Source organism: Meiothermus sp., from assembly GCF_026004075.1.
Classification (GTDB): Bacteria; Deinococcota; Deinococci; order Deinococcales; family Thermaceae; genus Meiothermus.
The window spans coordinates 1,347,025-1,365,956 of sequence record NZ_BPIK01000001.1; the positions used below are offsets into that span (position 1 = coordinate 1,347,025).

The window sequence follows — 18,932 nt, forward strand, 5'->3', positions numbered from 1 at the left end:
TTCCTATGCAGGCAGCCGGCCAGGAGTATGCTTTAGGGGTATGAGCACCGCCTTCGAGGTGGAACCACTGGGGCTCGTCCCCTACGCAGAAGCCTGGGAATACCAAAAAAAGGTACACGCCGAGGTGGTGGCAGGGCTACGCCGGCCCACCCTGCTGCTCCTGGAGCACCCCCGCACCATCACCCTGGGCCGGGCCGCCAAACCCGAAAACCTGCTCCTGAGCGAGGCCCAGTACCGGGCCCAGGGCATCGAGCTATTTAGCATCGAGCGGGGCGGCGACGTCACCTACCACGGCCCCGGCCAGTTGGTGGGCTACCCCATCTTTCCGGTGGGGCGGCAGGTGCGGGGGTTTTTGCGGCAGCTCGAGGCCGTGATTATGGTGGTAGCCAAGAGCTACGGCATCGAGACCTACGCCACACCGGGCTACGCCGGGGTCTGGGTGCGCAGGGCCGCGCCCGTGGCCGGCTGGCCCGACCTGGAAGAAAAGCTCTGTGCGTTTGGGGTGGCCGTCAAGCAGGACGTAGCCCTGCACGGCTTTGCTCTGAACGTCAATACCAACCTGGACGACTTCAATCTGATTGTACCCTGCGGCCTCAAAGACAAGGGTGTGACCTCGCTCCAGAAAATCCTGGGCCGAGCGGTTAGCATGGACGAGGTGATGGAGCGGGTAGTGCAGGCTTTTGAACAGCAGTTCTCGGCCTTCGACCAGCCCCCCCTACCCTCCAAGGAACTGGCATGAGCAAAATCAAAACCGTTCAACTCGAGGACTTCCAGCACGGCGGCCTGATCGAGCTTAAGGTGATCCCGGGCGGCATCGCCCAGGAGCGCCCCGAGCCGGTGGATCGCAACAAACCTTCCTGGCTGCGGGCCACCGTGCCCACCGGCCCCAACTACCAGCGCCTCAAAGAGATGACCAAGCGGCTACGGCTCCACACAGTCTGCCAGGAGGCCCTATGCCCCAACATCGGCGAGTGCTGGGGCCACGGCACCATGACCATCATGGTACTGGGCAGCGTGTGCACGCGGGCCTGCAAGTTCTGCGCGGTGGACACCGGCAACCCCAGGGGCTGGGTAGACCCCCTGGAGCCCCTGCACGTGGCCCAGGCCGTGGCCGAGATGGGCCTCAAGTACGTGGTGCTGACCTCGGTAGACCGCGACGACCTGCCCGACGGCGGGGCCGCCCACTTCGCCGAGGTGGTGCGGCAGATCAAGCGGCTCGACCCCTCGGTCAAGGTCGAGACCCTGACCCCCGACTTCCAGGGCAACCTGGCGGATGTGGAGACCGTTTTGCAGGGCGGCCAGGACGTATTTGCCAACAACCTCGAGACCGTCCGCCGCCTCACCCCCCGGGTGCGCGACCCCCGCGCCGGCTACGACCAGACCTTGAGGGTGCTCGAGCACGCCAAAAAGGTGCGCCCCGAGGTGCTCACCAAGTCCAGCCTGATGCTGGGCCTGGGTGAAACCGACGAGGAAATCCGCCAGGCCATGCGCGACCTGCGGGCCGTAGGGGTGGACATTGTGACCTTCGGGCAGTACCTGCGCCCCACCCAGCACCACCTGCCGGTCGAGCGCTACGTGACCCCGGCGGAGTTCGCTATGTACCGCGACTGGGGCTATGAGGAAGGCTTCATGGAAGTGTTCAGCGGCCCCCTGGTGCGCAGCTCCTACCGGGCCGAAAAGGTCTTTTTCGAGGCCACCCAGGCCGAGTAGTCGCCTATGGTACGCCCTGACCGCCGCGTAAGCCGAAGGCTGGCCTGGGGTGATGCTTTGTGCATCGTGCTGTTTGCCGTTATTGGCCTGCAAACCCACGGCGAGCCCCTCAGTCTGGCCGGAATCGTCCGCAACGCTCTGCCCATCCTGCTGGTCTGGTGGCTGGTTTCGCCGTTTTTGCGCACCTACACCCGGCCCTCCTGGCAAAACCTGCTCTACACCTGGGCCATTGCCGTAAGCGCCGGGGTCTGGCTGCGCTTTATGGCGCTGCAAAAGCCGTTCGACCTGGGCTACCTGATCTTCTGGGTGGTTGCGCTGGGGGCCACCCTGGTGTTGCTGCTGGCCTGGCGGGGGCTGGCGCTGGCGTGGTTGCGTCAACTGCGCAGCAAACCCTAACCACGCTACACTGGGGTCATGCGGGTCAACATTGCGGGCACTTCGCCCTACGAGCCGGTGGTGGGTTATAGCCGAGCGGTGCGGGTCGGGTCGTACATTCACGTAGCCGGAACCACCGCCACCGATGCCAGCGGACAACTGGTTGGGTTGGACGACCCCTACACCCAGACCGTACAGATTTTGCGCAACATCGAAGCCGCCCTCAAAAAGGCTGGTGCCAGCCTCGAGCACGTGGTTCGCACCCGCATTTATGTTGTCAATATCGAGCGCGATTGGAAAGAGATAGGCCGGGCCCACGGGGAGTTTTTTGCCCACATCCGCCCAGCCTCAACCATGCTCGAGGTCAGCCGGCTGGTCGAACCCGAGATGCTGGTGGAGATCGAGGCTGATGCAATCGTGTCCTAAAGGAATGGCAGACAGTGGCCTTTACCGCTAGGGGTGTGTACAGCTTGTAAAGTGTGGATTATGCGCCTCGTTTCCATCAATCTGGGCCGCCCAGGGCCCCTGCAAATCGGCCCCCGCCCCACCACCACCGGCATCTACAAGAACCCGGTTGAAGCCGCTCAAATTTCCACTCTGGGGCTGGTGGGCGACCACGTCGCCGACCAGGAACACCACGGTGGCCCCGACCAGGCGGTGTATGTCTACAGCGCCCAGGATTACGACTGGTGGATGGAACAGTTGGGCGAGGCATTGCTGCCCGGTACATTTGGCGAAAACCTGACCTTCTCGAGCTTCGGCGAAGAGCCCGTGCGCATCGGCGACCGTTTCAGGGTGGGCGAGGTTCTGCTCGAGGTCACCGCCCCCCGCATCCCCTGCTCGACCCTGGCCGCCCGCATGAACGATCTGGAGTTTGTCAAGAAGTTTCACCAGGCTGCGCGGCCTGGGTTTTATGCCAGGGTGCTGGGGGCGGGTCGGGTGCAGCAGGGCGACCCCATTCAAAAAATTTCAGCCCCCACGGCCTTTCCCACCCTGGCCGATGTATTCCATCTCTGGTACGACAAAACTCCCGAAGCCGCCAAGCTTCGCTGGGTTCTCACAGCCCCCCTGGCCGAACGAGCCAGGGCGGTTTTCGCCGCACGTCTATCCAGTTAAACGAAAAATGCCGCCAAATCCGGCGGCATTGCGAGTACATCGGGCGGTTATCCCTTGTCGGCCACCACCGAGACCTTCAGGGTCATGGGCACTTCGGGGTGGGGCTTGTAGACCAGGGCGTAGTCACCCAGGTCTTTGATGGGCTTTTCCAGGGCCAGCTTCTTGGGGTCAATGGTGATCTGGTGCTGGGCTTCCAGGGCAGCGGCAATCTCGCGGCTGGTCACCGAGCCATAGATCTTCTGGTCGCCGGCCTTCACCTTGAGCACCACGGTGATGGGCTCGAGGAGTTCCTTGAGGCGTTCGGCCTCGGCCTTGCGCTCGGCAGCTTTTTTGGCCTGGGCGCGGATTTTGGCTTCCAGAGTCTTGAGGTTGCTCTCGGTGGCCAGGGTGGCAATGCCACGCGGTAGCAGGTAGTTGCGGGCATACCCCGGCTTCACGTTGACCACGGCCCCCACGTCGCCAAGGTTTTCCATAGGTTCAAGCAGAATTACTTTCATCTTCCACTCTCCCTATTTCCGAACCAGCTTTTCGGTGAAAGGCAGCAGGCCCAGCATACGAGCCCGCTTGATGGTGCGGGCCAGCTTGCGCTGTTCTTGGGCGTTTAGTCCGGTGCGACGGCGGGGTAAAATTTTCCCGGTCTCGGACAAAAAGCGCCGAAGAATATCCACATTCTTGAAGTCGGTGAGGTCGAACACGCCAACGGCTGCAGCCACCTTAGGCTTGCGGCCACGGCGCATACCGCGCTCGCGGTCTTGACGGTCGCCTTTATTGGCGCCGCGGTTGGACATTTTCTTGGTGCTCAAAACGGTAAATCCTCCTCAGGTGGGAAATCGTCTTCCAAGCCTTCTTCAATATCTACCTTGCCCGCACGGCCTTTGGCTGTAGAAGCCATCTGGGAACTGTTTCCACCTGTGCTTTGTCCAGTTCCACGGGCAAGTCGCTCGAGGCGACTAAGCTCTACACGGGTGGTGTAGCGCCTCGTACCATCCTGAGCGGTCCAGGAGTCGTTCACCAAGCGTCCCATTAAGAACGCTCCGTCTCCTTTTTTGAGTTCTGCCGCAAACTCGGCCAGCTCGCGCCAGGCCTGAGCTTCCACGTAGTGCACCTTTTCCTGTTCCCCGCCCTGGCGGGTGGTGAACTTTTCGTTCACCGCCAAGGAAAGGCGGGTAACGGCGGTTCCCTGTGGGGTATAGCGCAGCTCGGGGTCGCGGGTTAGGTTGCCTACCAGCATCACGTGGTTGAGGCCATCTTTGAGGCGCTCCTGCCCACGCGCATCGGTAACGGTTACCTGGCCCCGCTTACCTTCCAGGCTCACGATCTCCATCCGGTCAGCGCGAATCTCCAGGCTGCTCTTTTTCTGGCCATCCTGCTCCCAAGCACGGTACTCGAGCTTGCCGTCCACAAACAACGCCATGCCTGCCTTCAGGGTATCGCCCCAAAACTCCGCGCTTTTACCCAGTAGCTTGACGCGGTGGTACCAGGCCGGTTCGCGGCTCTGGCCCTGTTCGTCGGTGACGATATCGTTGCCAGCCAGGTTTAACTCCATTACGGCCAGTCCGCCGGCGGTGTAGCGCAGTTCGGGGTCTTGGGTCAGGGTGCCTACGAGGGTTACGCGGTTGAGGCCTCGAGCCATGTTGATCAGTCCTTTTTCGTTACGGTCTTTTACTCAGCTTACGGCAATTCTTTGAGTTCCGTTACGGTCTTGGCCTCAGAACTCAATCGAGGGCCAGCAGCCTACTTCTTCTTCTGGCTGTTGCGCCATTCGGGACGGTCGCGGATGATGGTTACACGACGTACGTGGTCGCGCAGGCGCAGTTCGCGCTCGAGCGCGGCGTTGGTGTTGCCGGCCATCTCCACCGTGTAAAAGATCACGTTGCCTTCCAGATCTTTTTGGATGGGGTAGGCCAGACGACGGTTGCCCCAGTCGTCCACGTTTTTGATCTGGGCACCGTGGCGCTCGAGGGCGGCTTTGATAATGTCTTTTTCCAGAGCAGACTGGGCACCATCGAGGTTGGGGTTGAGGATGACGCTAACTTCGTACTGTGGCATATTCACCTCCTTTCTGTTTGGCTTTTATCCCATGGCCTGCCCTGCACAGGGCGGAATGGGGCACAGAACCAAAGGCGATCCTTTCGGATCACGCAAGGTGAGAGTATAACAGATGGATGTGGGTAGGGCCAATTAATATTCGAAGAGCTTACTCTACACCCAGAGCCCATGTAACAACAAAGCAACAGAGGCAATCAGGGCACCAGCACCGCCCCTGGCATCCGGCTTTCATGCAAGACCCAGGCAATTTCGCGCCCAAGTAAAGCCCCCACCACATTCCCGGTTCCACTATATCCCCCCATAGCCCACACACCTGGACGCACTTCCTCGGCAATGGGTAGGCCGTTGGCGCTGTAGCCCACAGAGGCTGCCCAGCGATGGGTAATGGGGGCCCGAATGTCCATTTGGTCTAGCAGGCGCTCGAGCCGCTGTTGAATGGCCTCGGTAGTTTCACTGCGATCGGTCCACTCAGCCTCGCCGCCAGCATCACGCATCCCCCCCAGGGCAATCCGGCCATCGGGCAACTGCTGCCAGTAGTCGTAGCCCCAGCGGCGGTAAACCGGCCGACTAAAGCGCATGGACACCGGAGCCGTAGTCAGCATTTGCAGTCGGGCGGTGCGTACCCGGCCCGCTAATTCGGGCAGTACATACTCGAGCCGACCATCCACTGCTACCAGCACCTTCTGGCAGTACACCCGCCCTTGGGGGGTCTGCACCATCTGACCGCTAATGCTCAGTGCAGGGGTGTTTTCAAAAAGCCGAGCCCCGGCCTGCAGCGCTTGCCGGGCCAGAATCCTACACCGCTCGAGCGGGTTGAAAACCCCATCGCTGGGTATCAGCAAGCCCTGTCCCTCCGGGCCTTCATAGGGTTCCGCCTCGAAACCGTCGGCTCTGAGGGCCTCGAGGTGCGCCATACAGTCCTGTAGCTCCTCTTCCGAGGCCGCAATGCGCAAGGAGCCCACCAGCCGGATGGCCTGGGGTGTCTCTTCTTTCATTTGGGCAATTTGCTCGAGGGTGGCCTGGTACGCGCGCCGGGCAAAGTCGCGCCCGTGCTCGGCTACGCTTTGGTGGTAGAATTTCGCCAGCCCTGCCAGCAAAAAGCCGCCATTACGGCCCGCTGCTCCCCCCGCTACCGGGCCTGCGTCCAGGCCCACCACATTTCGGCCCAGCCGCAGTAGCTCGTGGATTGCAGCCAATCCCGAGCCGCCCAACCCCACCACGCAAAACTCGGCCTCGAGGTCACCCTCCAGGCTTGGCAAACCCGACCAATTTCCATCGTCCCAAACCGGCGTGTTCACTCCATCAGCATAGCCATTTATGCATCTGTAGCCTATCCTGTAAAAAACGGGCTGGACTTTTAGCGTCCAGCCCGTATTACGGTTTTCTTGGTGGAGGCGAAGGGATTTGAACCCCCGACCTTGTCCTTGCAAAGGACCTGCTCTCCCGCTGAGCTACGCCCCCAAGCCAAGCATGAAGTATAGCAGTGGTTGGGGCTTCCGTAAAGAGTCCCACTCCGTTATACTTCTTGTTTGGGTGTGCCAAACGCGGCCCGGGATTAGGGAACGGTGCCCGGGGAAAAGCGCCAGTAGCACAAATTCAACGCCCGCTCCAACCGTCCCGTAAGGAGAAAATATGGCCAACGTTAGCATCAAGGAATTGCTGGAAGCCGGTGTGCACTTCGGTCACGAAACCAAGCGCTGGAATCCCAAGATGAAGCGCTACATCTACGCCGAGCGCAACGGTATTTTCATCATCGATTTGCAGAAGAGCATGGTCGAGCTCGAGCGCACCTTCAAGTACGTGCAAGACCTGGCCATGCGGGGGGCTACCATCCTGTACGTAGGCACCAAAAAGCAGGCCCAGGAGATCATCCAGCAGGAAGCTGACCGGGCCGGAATGCCCTACGTCAACCAGCGCTGGCTGGGCGGTATGCTCACCAACTTCCGCACCATCACCGCGCAGGTCAATCGTCTGGCCGAGCTCGAGGCCCTCTTCGCTTCCGAAGAAATTAAAGAGCGGGTCAAAACTGAGCAGGTCAAACTCCAGCACGAACTCGAGCGCCTGCAAAAGAACCTCGGAGGTTTCCGCAAGCTGCGCCGCCTGCCCGACGCCATCTTCGTGGTAGACCCCACCAAGGAAGCCATCGCCGTCAAGGAAGCCCGTAAGCTGGGTATCCCAGTGATTGCCCTGGCCGACACCGACTCCGATCCCGACGTGTGCGATTACATCATTCCCGGCAACGATGACGCTATCCGCTCGATCCAGCTCATCGTTACCCGCATGACCGATCTAATCGTGGAAGCCCGTGGTGGTGGGCGTGAGGCTCCAGCCCAGTCCGCCGAAGCCGAAGTGGCAGAAGCATAAGGGTACGCTTAGGTAAAAGTTGCCGCTACCCTAATCCCCTCAAAGGAGATACTCGATGACCCAACTTGAGCAGATCAAAAAACTACGTGAGCAGACCGGCGCTGGCATGAGCGACGTCAAAAAAGCCCTGGAAGATGCTGGGTGGGACATGGAAAAAGCCACCACCCTGCTGCGCGAACGGGGTGCACTCAAAGCGGCCAAAAAAGCCGACCGCGAGGCCCGCGAGGGCATCATAGGCTCGTACATCCACCACAACCTGCGGGTTGGGGTGCTGGTCGAGCTTAACTCCGAGACCGATTTCGTGGCCCGCAACGAGGAGTTCCAGCGCCTGGCCAAAGATATCGCCATGCACATCGCCATGGCCAACCCCCGCTATGTAAGCGTTGAGGAGGTTTCGCAGGAAGACCTCGAGAAAGAGAAGGCCATCTACATACAGCAGCTCCTGAACGAAGGCAAGCCGCAAAACATCGCCGAAAAAGCTGCGGAAGGCCGCCTTAAAAAGTTCTACGAGGAGATGGTTCTGCTCGAGCAGCCTTTTGTAAAAGACGATAAAGTCAAGGTGGGCGATCTGATTAAGGCCGCCATCGCCAAGATTGGTGAAAACATTCAGGTCAAACGCTTCTGTCGGTTCGAAGTAGGAGCATAACGTATGCGCAGCAAGGGTCGAGAGTCGAGAGGCTTTCGACCCTTTACTTATACCGAGTTCGAGGTGTAACTCTGGTGGTGCGAAGGTGGCTTTGCAAAGTCGGCATTAGCATAGCAAAGGGGGCTAGATGAAATACAGGCGGGTTTTGCTCAAACTATCGGGTGAATTTATGAGCGGTAATGGCTTTGGTATCCAGCCCGAGGCCACCAAAGCCCTGGCCCAGGAGGTAGCCAAGGCCCACCAGTTAGGGGTGCAGGTCGCCATTGTAGTAGGCGGGGGTAATTTCTGGCGTGGCGCACGGCAGGGGGTAGGCATGGATCGGGCCAGCGCCGATTATATAGGTATGCTCGCCACTATTATGAACGCCCTGGCTTTGCAGGATGCGCTCGAGTTTATCGGCGTGCCTACCCGCGTTCAGACCTCTCTCACCATCCAACAAGTAGCCGAGCCTTATATTCGGCGCCGGGCCATCCGACACCTTGAGAAAGGTCGGGTTGTTATTTTCGGTGGGGGAACCGGCAACCCCTTTGTCACCACCGACACTGCTGCGGCCTTGCGTGGTCTGGAAATGAACGTTGATGCCGTGTTAATGGCAAAAAATAAAGTGGATGGGGTTTACAGCGATGATCCCCGTAAAAACCCAGAGGCCAAAAAGTTCGATGATCTCACCTATCATCAAGCCCTGGTGGAGGGCCTACAGGTGATGGATGCCACCGCCATGGCCCTGTGTCAGGAGCAAAACATGCCTATCGTGGTCTTCGACATGTTTACTGAAGGCAATCTGGAAAAAATCATTAAGGGCGAACAGGTCGGCACCCTGGTTCACAGTTAGCCAGGCTAGCGTCTGATATAGGCCACCTATCATCCAGTACTGCCATAATTTCGGGGCTCATTTAGAAGCAATAACAGTTCCGCTTATGACCAAACCTTGAAGAACTAAGCATGCGCCAATCACGCATAGGGTTGGTATAAGCTATCTCAGACACAGGAGGGAATTATGCTCAAAGACCTGTACAACGAAACTAGACAGCACATGCAAAAATCCCTGGAGGCCCTCGAGCACCACCTCACCACCATGCGCACCGGCAGGGCCAACCCCGCCATTCTCAACAATATCAAGGTTGAGTATTACGGTTCGGCCATGCCCCTTAACCAAGTAGGAGCCGTATCCTCTCCCGATCCGCGCACTCTGGTGGTGCAGTCTTGGGATCCTAATATGCTCAAGGAAATCGAAAAAGCCATCCGTGACTCCGATCTGGGCCTGAACCCCACCAACAAAGGCGACGCTTTGTACATCAACATTCCTCCCCTCACCGAGGAGCGCCGCCGCGATCTGGTCAAATCGGTGAAACATTACGCCGAAGAAGCCCGCATCGCCGTACGCAATATCCGGCGTGAAGCGCTGGATAAAGCCAAAAAACTGGAGAAAGAAAAACATCTCTCTGAAGACGATATCAAGCGCGCTGAGGTTGAAATTCAAAAAATCACCGATGAGTTCATACACAAAATTGATGAGGCCCTGCACAAAAAAGAGCAGGAAATTTTGAAGGGCTAAGCGGCTTCCGCAGCACCTTGGCCAGCCTTTACAAAGTCGCCGCTAAAAACCTGCTGCTATGCTTTAAATCGTGGTGCCCGAAGCCCGACCCGACCCCACACTGCCCACCCGCGTCATCTCCTCGCTCGTCGGGGTGGTGGTGTTGTTTTTGGTGCTATGGGAAGGGCGCATCTTCATGTTTTTGGCCCTGGTATTCATCTTGGTAATGGGTTCGTTTGAACTACGCTACATGCTGCGTAACAAGGGCATCGAGCTTAACATGGCCTTTTTGATTGGGGGGGGGCTGGTGATGCTTCTATTCAGCCTACCCCAGCTTCACGATGCCTACCCAGGCGTACCCTGGCGGGAAATTGCCCTGGGGCTGGTGCTGATTGGCGCGTTCAGTTCGGAGCTGATCGTGGGCGCCAACATCCAGCGGTTCGCCTACAGCCTGATGGCCTTTCTGTACCTGCCCTGGACGCTGGGCTTCTTCCTGCTTTTGCGCCACTCGCCTGACGGCAACGTGGGGTTATGGATTCTGGCCCTGCCGCTCATCACCAGTTTTGCCAACGACATCGGGGGCTATTTTGTAGGGCGCTACCTGGGGAAACGTAAACTGGCCCCCACCATTAGCCCCGGCAAAACCGTGGAGGGCTCGATTGGTGGGATTGCCACCAGCCTTTTGCTGCTCTTTCTCTTTACCACCATCGTGCGCTCGGCCTATCCCGAAAGCCCCTTTGCCCTGTTCAGGCCGGTGGAGCTGTTTGTGGTCAACCTGGTGCTTTCGTTTGCCGCCCAGCTGGGCGACCTGACCGAGTCCATGCTCAAGCGCTACTGCGGGGTCAAAGACTCCGGCTACTTCCTGCCCGGTCACGGTGGGCTCTTGGATCGGCTGGACTCGCACCTGTTCACGGTTCCGCTCACCTACTACCTCCTCACCATTTTTATTTGAGACCAAATCGCCTCGGGTTACAGACCTCACCCGCCAAACCGGTACACTGGCAATGAAGATGAACGATAACCCCAAACGCATTGTGGTGCTGGGCTCGACCGGCTCCATTGGCACCCAGACCCTGGATGTCTGCCGCTGGCGGGGCTACCGGGTGGTGGGGCTGGTGGCCGGGAAAAACCTGGAGCTGCTGGCCCAGCAGATTGCCGAGTTTCGGCCCGAGGTGGTGGCTGCCGACCCTTCCATCCTGCCCGAACTCGAGGCCCGCTTTCCCGGCTTGCGCACCGCCGACGTCCTCGAGGTGGCTGCCTGGCCGGCCGAGGTGGTGGTGGGGGCCATACCGGGCCTGGCCGGTCTGCCGGGGGTGCGGGTGGCGGTGCAGCAAGGCCGCCGCCTGGCCTTAGCCAACAAGGAGAGCATGGTGGCCGCCGGGCCGCTCTTGTGGCAGGAGGCCGAGCAGAGCGGGGCCGAGATTATCCCGGTGGACTCCGAGCACTCCGCCCTGTTTCAGAGTCTGCTGGGGGAGCCCTTTGAAGACCTGGCCGAGCTGATTCTCACCGCTTCTGGGGGCCCTTTTCTGCACGAACCCACCGACCTTTCCAGCGTCACCCCTCAGATGGCCCTCCAGCACCCCCGCTGGAAGATGGGGCCCAAGGTGACCATTGACTCCTCGACGCTCTTCAACAAGGGCCTCGAGGTGCTGGAAGCTGTGCAGTTGTTCAGGGTGCCCATCGAAAAGGTCAAGGTGCAGATTCACCCCCAGTCGTATGTGCACTCCATGGTGCGCTTCCAGGACGGCAACCTCAAAGCCCAGCTCGGCCCCACCGATATGCGTCTGGCCATCCAGTACGCCCTCACCTACCCCCAAAGGCCCCCCACCCCGCTCCGCGAGGCCCCCATTCCCGAGCGGCTGGAGTTTTACCCGCCGGATACCGCCCGCTTCCCGGCCCTGGCCCTGGCCTATGAGGCCGGGAGGATGGGGGGACTGGCCCCGGTGGTGCTCAACGCCGCCGACGAAATCGCGGTGGAGGCCTTTTTGCAGGGGCAGATCGGCTACCTGGAGATCCCAAGGGTGCTGGAAAAAGTGTTGCAGCAGACTCCGGTGGGTGCACTGACCTGGGACAATATTGTTAATGCCGACCTCGAGGCCCGCCGGTGGGCCCGTGAGTACCTGAAGGTAAAGGTCTGATTGCGGAGCAAAGCATGAGCATCCTCTGGTTTCTACTGATTATCTCCATCAGCATCTTCGTACACGAGCTGGGCCACTACCTGGCCGCCCGAGTGCAGGGGGTGGGGGTCAAGAACTTTGGGGTGGGTTTTGGCCCTACCCTGCTCAAGTTTGAGCGCTGGGGCACCACCTGGCGGCTCAATGCCATCCCGCTGGGCGGCTACGCCGAGATCGAGGGCATGATGCCCGGCGACACCCACGGCTACGCGCGGCTCTCGAGCTGGGGCAAATTCCTGATTCTGGTGGCCGGCGTGGTCATGAACCTGCTCCTGGCCTGGGGGGTGCTGGCCGCACTCTCCTCTATTCAGGGCATCCCCCAGACCCGCGCCGAGGTCACCGAGGTGCTGCCCGGCAGCCTGGCCGAGCAGGCCGGTTTTAGGGTGGGCGACCGCATCCTCAGTTTGAACGGGGAGAAGCTCACCGCCTACGACCAGGTCACCCGCTTCCGCCAGAGCACGGGCGAAAAGGTGTTCGTGGTGCTACGCGATGGCGCCGAGGTGACCATACGCTTCAATTGGGACAACACCCAGGCCCGGCTGGGCATCGTCTACCGGCCTGAGCTGGTGGGCTACACCCGCATCAACTTCTTCCAGGGATTCGCTCGAGCCATCGGCGAGACGGTGGTGGCAGTGCCACGCTTCGTGCAGGAGTTCGTGGGCAGCATCGCCCGCATCCTCTCAGGGCAGCAGGCCCAGGGGGTGGCGGGGCCGGTGGGCATCGTCAACATCACCGGGCAGGCTGCCGAGCAGGGGCTTGGCACGCTGGTAGGACTGCTGGCGGCCATCAACCTCTCGCTGGCGGTGTTCAACCTCCTGCCCATCCCTGGGCTGGATGGGGGGCGCATCCTGGTGCTCATTGCCAATGCTTTGAGCGGGGGGCGCATCAAACCCGAGACCGAGGCCCGGCTCTCGTACGGGGGGTTCATTTTTTTGATTCTCCTGATTGTGCTGGTGACCATCAACGACATCCGCAACCTGGTGGGCGGCTAGCATCGCGCTACCTCGCAGGCAAAACCGCGATAGAATAGCCGCCAATGGACGCCACGGTGCTCATTCCGGCCTACAACGAAGCAGCCCACATCGGGGCGGTGGTGGCCGCGGCGCGGGAGGCCGGTTTTCCGGTGCTGGTGGTGGACGACGGCTCAAGCGACGCAACCGCCCAGGCCGCCGAAGCCGCTGGGGCCAGGGTGCTGCGTTTGCCCGAAAACCGGGGCAAAAGTGCAGCCCTGGCCTTCGGCCTGGCCCATGTGCAAACCCCCTATGTGCTGCTATTGGATGCCGATCTGGTGGGGCTAAAACCTCAACACCTGCTGAACCTGCTCGAGCCGGTGCGAAGCGGCCAGCTGGACATGGCCATTGGGGTCTTCAAGTCCGGGGGCCTGATGACCGACTTCGGCAACCGCGCCACCCCGTTTCTCTCGGGGCAACGGGCCTGTAGCACCCAGTGGCTCCGCAGCGTGCCCAACCTGACCGAGCGGCGCTGGCCCGAGCCTGCCATCACCGACCACCTGGCCCGCACCCAGGCCCGCTGGGCCTACGTAGAGCTGCACGGGGCCGGCCAGATTATGAAGGAACAAAAACGCGGCTTCTGGAAGGGCCTGGGTATGCGCCTCAAGATGTACACCGAGCTTCTAAGGTACCGCTTGGGCCGGAAGACTCGAGCTTGAATTTCCCTGACCATAGACCCATAGCTTTGAGAGCACATGGAGGTGGCTATGCGAATCGAAGTGGCTGTGATGATGCAGGTGCACGTACCCGAAGACACCGACCTCGAGGATCTGAGCCTGGAGATTGACGAGGAGGGCCTGCGCTTCGTGAGCAAAGGCCAGGTGGTGGCCGACGCCAGCCAGATCGAGGACTACTACATTGACGATATCGAGTCGGAAGAAGACGATTGGGACGGCGAGGACGACTGGGAAGAAGAGGAAGAGGAAGAGGAAGAGGAAGAGGAAGAAGAGCGGTGAGCTCCAAACACCCTGCCATCTCATTTCCCTTATCCAGGAGCCCCTGCGGGAAATATGCTTTGCTGCAACGGGCCAGGTACAGGGCTTTCCATGGGGTTCACAGGTACATGCAGGGGTTATTTGTCCTACTTTTTCCAAAAAGCCAGTGGGTAGAATAAGCGCATGGACGTTTTGAGCCGTGCAGCGGCGGGCGAACGACTTTCGGCTAGTGAAATACTCGAGCTCTACCGGCTTCCCCTCCCCGAAGTAGCGGCCGTAGCCCACGAACTGCGGCTCCAGCGCAGCAACCCCCAGGTGGTCACCTACCTGATCGACCGCAACATCAACTACACCAACATCTGCAACGTGGCCTGCAACTTCTGCGCCTTCTACCGCACCAAGCGGCAGGGCGATGCTTACGTGCTCTCCTTCGAGGAGATCGGGCACAAGGTTGAGGAACTCATGCAGATCGGCGGGCGGCGCATCCTGATGCAAGGCGGGGTCAACCCCGACCTGCCCTTCGAGTGGTACCTCGAGCTCTTGCGCTACCTGAAGAAACACTACCCCGAGGTGCGCATTGATGCCTTCAGCCCCGAGGAAATTCTGGGCCTGGAGAAGATCACCGGGCGCGACTGCCGCGAGCTGCTGGTAGCGCTCAAGGAGGCCGGCCTCGATGGTCTACCGGGCGCAGGCGGTGAAATTCTGGTGGACGAGGTGCGGGCCAAGGCAGCCCCGGCCCGCATCAAAAGCAGCGACTGGTTCCGCATCCTGGATACCGCCCAGAGCCTGGGGCTTTACACCATCGCCACCATGGTGATTGGCTTTGGCGAGACCTACGAGCAGCGCGTGGCGCACCTGCTCCAGATTCGTGAGCAGCAAGATAAGGCACTTCACACCTATGGACAGGGCTTCGCGGCTTTCGCCATGTGGACGCTGCAAACCGAGCACACCCGCCTGAAGGGCAAGGCCCCGGGGGCCACCGCGCATGAGTACCTGCAGCAGCTTGCCATCGCCCGCCTCGCCCTGGACAACATCCCCAACCTGCAGGCCAGTTGGCCCAGCATGGGCTTCAAGGTGGCCCAGGCCGCGCTCTACTACGGCGCCAACGACTTCGGCTCTACCATGCTAGAAGAAAACGTGGTCAGCGCCGCTGGCGGGCACAACCGCACCCACGCCACCGTGCGGCAGATTGTGCGCCATATTGCCGACGCGGGCTTTATCCCGGCCGAGCGCGACCCCTACTACAACATCAAGCAGTACCCCGATGTACAGGCCATTTTGAACGAGAAGCCCCCGGTAGCCCTGCCGCTGGCCTAGTTTCTGAAAACCACGTCTTCCCGCTGGAAATTGCGATAGGCCAGGTGCAGCGCCAGCGCGCCATAGGCCAGGGTAGAGGCCCAGGTGATGAGCAGTTGGGTGGCAGTGGCCGCGCCTTTGACAATCGCGTCCAGCGCCAGCATTACGTTTACAAGGGGCAGGGCGAAGTACCAGTCCTGCAGTTTGAGAAAATCGGAGAACTGCAGAAAGAGCAAAGGAATCAGCATCACCAGGGATAAGGGGCTCATATAACTCTGGGCCTCCTTGAAGCTGCGGGCGTAAAGGCCCAGGGAAATCATGATGGCGATGATGAGCAGGGCGAATAGCACTGCCGTTACCAAGATAGCCAGATAACCCAGCGGATCGAGGGCCAGGGCACCCCCTAACTGGGCCTGGTTCTCTCCGTTCTGCACGGCCTGAAGCTGGGCAGCAAAAAGGTTGCGGAACACCCCGCCGCCCAGCAAAAGCCCGGCCACGGCCGCAAAGGTCGAGAGCAGCGACATCACAAACACCGCCAGCCCTTTGCCCAGCAGAACCTGGAGGAGCGGGACGGGGGCGGCCAGAAGGGCCTCGAGCGTCCCCTTCTCCTTCTCCCCTGCCGTGGCGTCCACCGCCACCGGCATACCGCCCGCCTGAATAAACGAAACCAAAAAGAACGGAATCAGGAAGGCAAAGAGGCCAGCGGCCCGCTCCTGCTCGCGCGAGGCGTCCTGGGTCTCGACGCTGAAGGGCTCCAGAATATCGGTTCCAATCCCCCGGGCTCGCAGTTGCTCGGCCACCACCTGGTCTTTGTAAGCGCGCAGCGCCGCCTGCACCTTCTCCACCACCAGCGCACTCTGGGTGGCCCCGCCCGAGAGCCGGCCATAGATGATGTAGCGCCCATTCTCGAAGACCAGGGCCGCCTGCACCTCGCGGTTCTGCACGGCCCCCTGGGGGTTGGCTACCTCGATGGGCTCGACCCTGGCTTTGCGGAGTTCCTCCAGCACCACCGTCGGAACCCCCACCACCCCCACTTTCTGCACGGACTCCTGGGTCTGGCGGGCGGCGTTGCCGAAGAGCAGAATGGGGCCAAACATCAACAGCGGCATGATCAGGATGGGCAGCACCAGGGTGGTAAAGAGCACCCGGCGCTCGCGCACCACGCTAAGCAGCTCTTTACGGGCAATGATCAAGATTTCGTTCATGGGGCACCCCACCTTTAGGCGGCCTCTTCCAGGCGACGGATAAAGGCCCGCTCGAGGTTGCCCGAACCGAGCTCGAGGGCCTCCTGCAGGCTGCCCTCAAAAACCAGCAGGCCGTGGTCAATAAAGCCCACCCGGTCGCAGACCTCCTCGGCCTCGCTCATCACGTGGGTGGAGTAGACGAGGGTCTTGCCCAGCCCGGCGTACTGCTTGACGAAATCCAGCAAAGCCCGGCGGGCGAACACATCCAGGCCAGCGGTGGCCTCGTCCAGCAATAAGACCTGGGGCTGGTGCAGGATGGCCCGCGCGATGACGATTTTCTGCTGCATACCGGTGGACATCTGCCTGACCTGCTTGGAGAGCACAGACGGCTCGAGGTGCAAAAGCTCGGCGGCCCAGGCGATGCGTTCCTTGAGTTTGGGCCCCCACAGGTCGTAGAAGCTCCCGAAGAAGTCCAGCACCTCGTAGCCGGTGAGCTTGTCGTAGACCTTCATCCCACCGTTGACGATGCCCAGGTTGCGGCGCACCTCGAGGGGTTGCCTTAGCGCATCAAAACCTGCCACTTTAGCGCTGCCCCCGGTGGGCTTGAGCAGGGTGGCCAGCATCCGCAGGGTGGTGGTTTTGCCGGCCCCATTGGGGCCCAAAAGGCCATACACCTCACCCGGCTGCACGCTGAACGAGATGCCCTTAACAGCTTGAAGCTTCTGGTAGCTTTTTTGTAGGTTGACCACCTCAATCATGTAACCTCCTGCCAATCGAAGCGGTGGCGTATCCCGCCCGCTAGCCCGTCCGCTTGAGCTTGCCGGTGCGCTTGGCCCACATCTCGGCGGTGTGGAAAACCCACAGGCCCAGCGGAATTAGAACCACCCCCATCAGCAACAGGATACCCAGTTCCGGTAGCACCGAGGAAAGCGGCGCACCCACCAGTTTGTCGGATGTAGAGTCGGGGTGGTTAATCCCCATCAGCTTACGGCAGGCCTCGAGGGCATAGGTGGCCGGGCTCAGGTAGGCCAGGGGCTGCACCCAGCTCGGCAGCACGCTAACTGGATAGTAGATGCCCGAGACCAGAAGCAGAATGCCCTGGAAGATGTTGGTGGCCTGGGCCCCGTTCTCCGGCGACATTACCGGCAAAATGGCAGCCATCAGGCCCAGCCCCATAAAGGCCAGGCTGGCTACCAGCAACACCACCAAGACCCCCAGCAGGTTGGCCCCGTTCACCGAGACCTGGATAAAGAGCACCAACCCCACCAGGATCACGATGGTGCGAATCACGCTGAAAATGACCGCAAAGAGCGAGACCCCCGAAAGGTGGATGAGCCTCGAGACCGGGGCCATAAAGGTGTACTCGAGCGTCCCCTCCCAGCGCTCGTAGGAGATAGAGTTCGCGATCTCGTTGTACATGGCCGATAAAAAAGACCACAAGAGCACGCCCAGCAACAGCGTCAGGGTCAGGCGGAAGTCGTCCTGGGCCTTGCCAATCAGGGCAATGGTGGCCGAGTTGACGATGGCGTAAAACACGAACACCACCACCCAGCTCATGTAGCGCCGGGTCAGGTGCCAGTCGCGGAAGACAAAGGCCCACATGGGGCGGATATAGCGTTCAAACATAGTGTTCCCTTAGGTCGTGCAACAACCATTAACTTTCGAGCTCTTCCTCATCGAAGGCCTCGCCGGTGAGGGCGATGAAGGCCTCCTCGAGGCTCTCGGTTCCGGCTTTTTGCTTGAGTTCGTTGGCGGTGCCCTCGGCCACCAGGCGGCCATGGGCCAGGAAGCCGATGCGGTGCGAAAGGCGCTCGGCCTCGGCCATGTCGTGGGTGGTGAGCAGGATGGTGGTGCCTTCGCGGGCCCGCAGGTCTTCCAGGAAGGCCTGCACGTCGCGGCGGCTTTTGGGGTCGAGGCCGGTAGTGGGCTCGTCCAGTAGCAGGAGGGGCGGGTTGATGAGGAGGGCTCGGGCAATGGCAATCTTCTGCTGCATGCCGCGGCTCATCTCCTCGATGGGGTCGCCGAAGCGGCGCGACTCCAGGCCCAGTTGCTCCAGAATCTGCATGGCCCGCTTTTCGGCTGTGCGGGGCTCGAGGCCGTAGAGCTGCGCGGCGTAGAGCAGGTTCTCACGCGGAGAAAGCTTCTTGTAGAAGGCCGCGTCCACGCTTACACGGCCCATTTTGCGCCGCAGTTCGCGCTCACCCTCGGGTAGGGTGTGACCCAGCATTCGCACCATGCCGCCATCGGGGGTGAGCAGGGTGGACAAAATGCGAATCAGGGTGGACTTTCCCGAGCCGTTGGGGCCCAGTAGGCCGTAGGTCTCCCCTTCCCGCACCTGGAAAGACACCCCTTTGAGGGCCCATTCCTCCTTGAGGGGCGCACGAAGCCCATCGCGCTTGCGGAAGACTTTTTTGAGGTCGGAGACCTCGATGGCGAGTTGGGTTTTGGTGGACTCGAGGGTTAGCATAGTGGATCCTGCCTTGAATCAGTCGGGGGGCTTGGGGACTTGGGGCAGTTGGTTCTGGGTAAAAGCATCCTG

General features: G+C 60.7%; 24 protein-coding genes and 1 tRNA gene. 15 read left to right on the forward strand and 10 right to left on the reverse strand.

What is annotated here, in order from left to right; all coding sequences use genetic code 11:
• Positions 1–40: 40 nt before the first annotated feature.
• The 5 genes from lipB to Q0X18_RS06480 are packed head-to-tail and all read left to right on the forward strand — an operon-like array spanning position 41 to position 3,201.
• Positions 41–739 (forward strand): lipoyl(octanoyl) transferase LipB, encoded by a 699-nt coding sequence (gene lipB / locus Q0X18_RS06460; protein ID WP_297559982.1) that lies wholly within the window; start codon positions 41–43, stop codon positions 737–739.
• Positions 736–1,710 carry a lipoyl synthase gene (gene lipA / locus Q0X18_RS06465; RefSeq protein ID WP_297559985.1) on the forward strand — a complete coding sequence of 325 codons (975 nt, stop codon included), beginning with the start codon at positions 736–738 and terminating at the stop codon, positions 1,708–1,710. Before lipB ends, lipA begins: the two co-directional genes overlap by 4 nt.
• Positions 1,711–1,716: 6 nt before the next feature.
• A complete protein-coding gene (locus Q0X18_RS06470; protein WP_297559987.1) occupies positions 1,717–2,106 on the forward strand; it encodes a DUF3054 domain-containing protein in 390 nt (129 codons plus the stop codon).
• An 18-nt stretch (positions 2,107–2,124) separates the two neighbouring features.
• Entirely contained in the window at positions 2,125–2,511 is a 387-nt protein-coding gene (locus Q0X18_RS06475) for a RidA family protein (RefSeq protein ID WP_297559994.1), read from the forward strand.
• A 60-nt stretch (positions 2,512–2,571) separates the two neighbouring features.
• Positions 2,572–3,201: an MOSC domain-containing protein gene (locus tag Q0X18_RS06480; protein ID WP_297559997.1), complete on the forward strand. Its 630-nt coding sequence runs from the start codon at positions 2,572–2,574 to the stop codon at positions 3,199–3,201.
• Positions 3,202–3,248: 47 nt separating this feature from the next.
• Here Q0X18_RS06480 and rplI read toward each other — a convergent pair whose 3' ends face one another.
• The 6 genes from rplI to Q0X18_RS06510 form a co-directional block, all read right to left on the reverse strand.
• Complete coding sequence (rplI, locus tag Q0X18_RS06485) at positions 3,249–3,698, reverse strand: 50S ribosomal protein L9 (protein WP_297560000.1); 450 nt, start codon at positions 3,696–3,698, stop codon at positions 3,249–3,251.
• A gap of 12 nt (positions 3,699–3,710) precedes the next feature.
• Entirely contained in the window at positions 3,711–3,989 is a 279-nt protein-coding gene (gene rpsR / locus Q0X18_RS06490) for a 30S ribosomal protein S18 (protein WP_374707524.1), read from the reverse strand.
• An 11-nt stretch (positions 3,990–4,000) separates the two neighbouring features.
• Positions 4,001–4,834 (reverse strand): single-stranded DNA-binding protein, encoded by an 834-nt coding sequence (locus Q0X18_RS06495; protein ID WP_297560002.1) that lies wholly within the window; start codon positions 4,832–4,834, stop codon positions 4,001–4,003.
• 101 nt (positions 4,835–4,935) lie between these two features.
• Positions 4,936–5,250 (reverse strand): 30S ribosomal protein S6, encoded by a 315-nt coding sequence (gene rpsF / locus Q0X18_RS06500; RefSeq protein WP_297560005.1) that lies wholly within the window; start codon positions 5,248–5,250, stop codon positions 4,936–4,938.
• 194 nt (positions 5,251–5,444) lie between these two features.
• Positions 5,445–6,548 (reverse strand): FAD-binding oxidoreductase, encoded by a 1,104-nt coding sequence (locus tag Q0X18_RS06505; RefSeq protein ID WP_297560007.1) that lies wholly within the window; start codon positions 6,546–6,548, stop codon positions 5,445–5,447.
• Positions 6,549–6,636: 88 nt separating this feature from the next.
• Positions 6,637–6,711, reverse strand: a tRNA-Ala gene (locus tag Q0X18_RS06510).
• 171 nt (positions 6,712–6,882) lie between these two features.
• On the opposite strand from Q0X18_RS06510, the gene rpsB reads away from it, so the two are divergent.
• The 10 genes from rpsB (at position 6,883) to mqnC (ending at position 15,230) form a co-directional block, all read left to right on the forward strand.
• On the forward strand, positions 6,883–7,614 hold the full coding sequence (gene rpsB, locus Q0X18_RS06515; protein ID WP_297560009.1) for a 30S ribosomal protein S2: 732 nt from the start codon (positions 6,883–6,885) through the stop codon (positions 7,612–7,614).
• A gap of 55 nt (positions 7,615–7,669) precedes the next feature.
• The gene (gene tsf, locus Q0X18_RS06520) at positions 7,670–8,260 is read left to right on the forward strand and encodes a translation elongation factor Ts (RefSeq protein ID WP_297560011.1); all 591 of its coding nucleotides are present in this window, start codon (positions 7,670–7,672) and stop codon (positions 8,258–8,260) included.
• A 127-nt stretch (positions 8,261–8,387) separates the two neighbouring features.
• On the forward strand, positions 8,388–9,092 hold the full coding sequence (gene pyrH, locus Q0X18_RS06525; RefSeq protein WP_297560014.1) for a UMP kinase: 705 nt from the start codon (positions 8,388–8,390) through the stop codon (positions 9,090–9,092).
• Positions 9,093–9,254: 162 nt separating this feature from the next.
• Positions 9,255–9,815 (forward strand): ribosome recycling factor, encoded by a 561-nt coding sequence (gene frr, locus Q0X18_RS06530; protein ID WP_297563029.1) that lies wholly within the window; start codon positions 9,255–9,257, stop codon positions 9,813–9,815.
• Between the two features lie 70 nt (positions 9,816–9,885).
• A complete protein-coding gene (locus Q0X18_RS06535; RefSeq protein WP_297560016.1) occupies positions 9,886–10,746 on the forward strand; it encodes a phosphatidate cytidylyltransferase in 861 nt (286 codons plus the stop codon).
• 58 nt (positions 10,747–10,804) lie between these two features.
• A complete protein-coding gene (gene dxr, locus Q0X18_RS06540) occupies positions 10,805–11,932 on the forward strand; it encodes a 1-deoxy-D-xylulose-5-phosphate reductoisomerase (RefSeq protein WP_297560018.1) in 1,128 nt (375 codons plus the stop codon).
• Positions 11,933–11,946: 14 nt separating this feature from the next.
• A complete protein-coding gene (locus Q0X18_RS06545) occupies positions 11,947–12,960 on the forward strand; it encodes an RIP metalloprotease (RefSeq protein ID WP_297560021.1) in 1,014 nt (337 codons plus the stop codon).
• A gap of 44 nt (positions 12,961–13,004) precedes the next feature.
• Complete coding sequence (locus Q0X18_RS06550; RefSeq protein ID WP_297560024.1) at positions 13,005–13,637, forward strand: glycosyltransferase family 2 protein; 633 nt, start codon at positions 13,005–13,007, stop codon at positions 13,635–13,637.
• Positions 13,638–13,685: 48 nt separating this feature from the next.
• Positions 13,686–13,934, forward strand: a complete 249-nt coding sequence (locus Q0X18_RS06555; RefSeq protein WP_297560026.1) for a hypothetical protein — start codon at positions 13,686–13,688, stop codon at positions 13,932–13,934.
• 162 nt (positions 13,935–14,096) lie between these two features.
• Positions 14,097–15,230: a cyclic dehypoxanthinyl futalosine synthase gene (gene mqnC / locus Q0X18_RS06560; protein WP_297560029.1), complete on the forward strand. Its 1,134-nt coding sequence runs from the start codon at positions 14,097–14,099 to the stop codon at positions 15,228–15,230.
• Here mqnC and Q0X18_RS06565 read toward each other — a convergent pair.
• Genes Q0X18_RS06565 through Q0X18_RS06580 form a run of 4 tightly spaced genes read right to left on the reverse strand, consistent with a single transcriptional unit; the run spans position 15,227 to position 18,860 of the window.
• Positions 15,227–16,414: an ABC transporter permease gene (locus Q0X18_RS06565; RefSeq protein ID WP_297560031.1), complete on the reverse strand. Its 1,188-nt coding sequence runs from the start codon at positions 16,412–16,414 to the stop codon at positions 15,227–15,229. The two genes, mqnC and Q0X18_RS06565, sit on opposite strands and share 4 nt — an antisense overlap.
• Positions 16,415–16,428: 14 nt before the next feature.
• Entirely contained in the window at positions 16,429–17,151 is a 723-nt protein-coding gene (locus tag Q0X18_RS06570) for an ABC transporter ATP-binding protein (protein ID WP_297560034.1), read from the reverse strand.
• A gap of 40 nt (positions 17,152–17,191) precedes the next feature.
• The gene (locus tag Q0X18_RS06575; RefSeq protein ID WP_297560036.1) at positions 17,192–18,019 is read right to left on the reverse strand and encodes an ABC transporter permease; all 828 of its coding nucleotides are present in this window, start codon (positions 18,017–18,019) and stop codon (positions 17,192–17,194) included.
• Positions 18,020–18,047: 28 nt separating this feature from the next.
• The gene (locus Q0X18_RS06580) at positions 18,048–18,860 is read right to left on the reverse strand and encodes an ABC transporter ATP-binding protein (RefSeq protein ID WP_297560038.1); all 813 of its coding nucleotides are present in this window, start codon (positions 18,858–18,860) and stop codon (positions 18,048–18,050) included.
• Between the last annotated feature and the right edge of the window lie 72 nt (positions 18,861–18,932).

Excerpts from the sequence above, each read along its gene's own strand:
- lipB (WP_297559982.1), top strand. The coding sequence starts at position 41 with ATGAGCACCGCCTTCGAGGTGGAACCACTGGGGCTCGTCCCCTACGCA.
- lipA (WP_297559985.1), top strand. The coding sequence starts at position 736 with ATGAGCAAAATCAAAACCGTTCAACTCGAGGACTTCCAGCACGGCGGC.
- Q0X18_RS06470 (WP_297559987.1), top strand. The coding sequence starts at position 1,717 with ATGGTACGCCCTGACCGCCGCGTAAGCCGAAGGCTGGCCTGGGGTGAT.
- Q0X18_RS06475 (WP_297559994.1), top strand. The coding sequence starts at position 2,125 with ATGCGGGTCAACATTGCGGGCACTTCGCCCTACGAGCCGGTGGTGGGT.
- Q0X18_RS06480 (WP_297559997.1), top strand. The coding sequence starts at position 2,572 with ATGCGCCTCGTTTCCATCAATCTGGGCCGCCCAGGGCCCCTGCAAATC.
- rplI (WP_297560000.1), bottom strand. The coding sequence starts at position 3,698 with ATGAAAGTAATTCTGCTTGAACCTATGGAAAACCTTGGCGACGTGGGG.
- rpsR (WP_374707524.1), bottom strand. The coding sequence starts at position 3,989 with ATGTCCAACCGCGGCGCCAATAAAGGCGACCGTCAAGACCGCGAGCGC.
- Q0X18_RS06495 (WP_297560002.1), bottom strand. The coding sequence starts at position 4,834 with ATGGCTCGAGGCCTCAACCGCGTAACCCTCGTAGGCACCCTGACCCAA.
- rpsF (WP_297560005.1), bottom strand. The coding sequence starts at position 5,250 with ATGCCACAGTACGAAGTTAGCGTCATCCTCAACCCCAACCTCGATGGT.
- rpsB (WP_297560009.1), top strand. The coding sequence starts at position 6,883 with ATGGCCAACGTTAGCATCAAGGAATTGCTGGAAGCCGGTGTGCACTTC.
- tsf (WP_297560011.1), top strand. The coding sequence starts at position 7,670 with ATGACCCAACTTGAGCAGATCAAAAAACTACGTGAGCAGACCGGCGCT.
- pyrH (WP_297560014.1), top strand. The coding sequence starts at position 8,388 with ATGAAATACAGGCGGGTTTTGCTCAAACTATCGGGTGAATTTATGAGC.
- dxr (WP_297560018.1), top strand. The coding sequence starts at position 10,805 with ATGAACGATAACCCCAAACGCATTGTGGTGCTGGGCTCGACCGGCTCC.
- Q0X18_RS06545 (WP_297560021.1), top strand. The coding sequence starts at position 11,947 with ATGAGCATCCTCTGGTTTCTACTGATTATCTCCATCAGCATCTTCGTA.
- Q0X18_RS06550 (WP_297560024.1), top strand. The coding sequence starts at position 13,005 with ATGGACGCCACGGTGCTCATTCCGGCCTACAACGAAGCAGCCCACATC.
- Q0X18_RS06555 (WP_297560026.1), top strand. The coding sequence starts at position 13,686 with ATGCGAATCGAAGTGGCTGTGATGATGCAGGTGCACGTACCCGAAGAC.
- mqnC (WP_297560029.1), top strand. The coding sequence starts at position 14,097 with ATGGACGTTTTGAGCCGTGCAGCGGCGGGCGAACGACTTTCGGCTAGT.
- Q0X18_RS06565 (WP_297560031.1), bottom strand. The coding sequence starts at position 16,414 with ATGAACGAAATCTTGATCATTGCCCGTAAAGAGCTGCTTAGCGTGGTG.
- Q0X18_RS06570 (WP_297560034.1), bottom strand. The coding sequence starts at position 17,151 with ATGATTGAGGTGGTCAACCTACAAAAAAGCTACCAGAAGCTTCAAGCT.
- Q0X18_RS06575 (WP_297560036.1), bottom strand. The coding sequence starts at position 18,019 with ATGTTTGAACGCTATATCCGCCCCATGTGGGCCTTTGTCTTCCGCGAC.
- Q0X18_RS06580 (WP_297560038.1), bottom strand. The coding sequence starts at position 18,860 with ATGCTAACCCTCGAGTCCACCAAAACCCAACTCGCCATCGAGGTCTCC.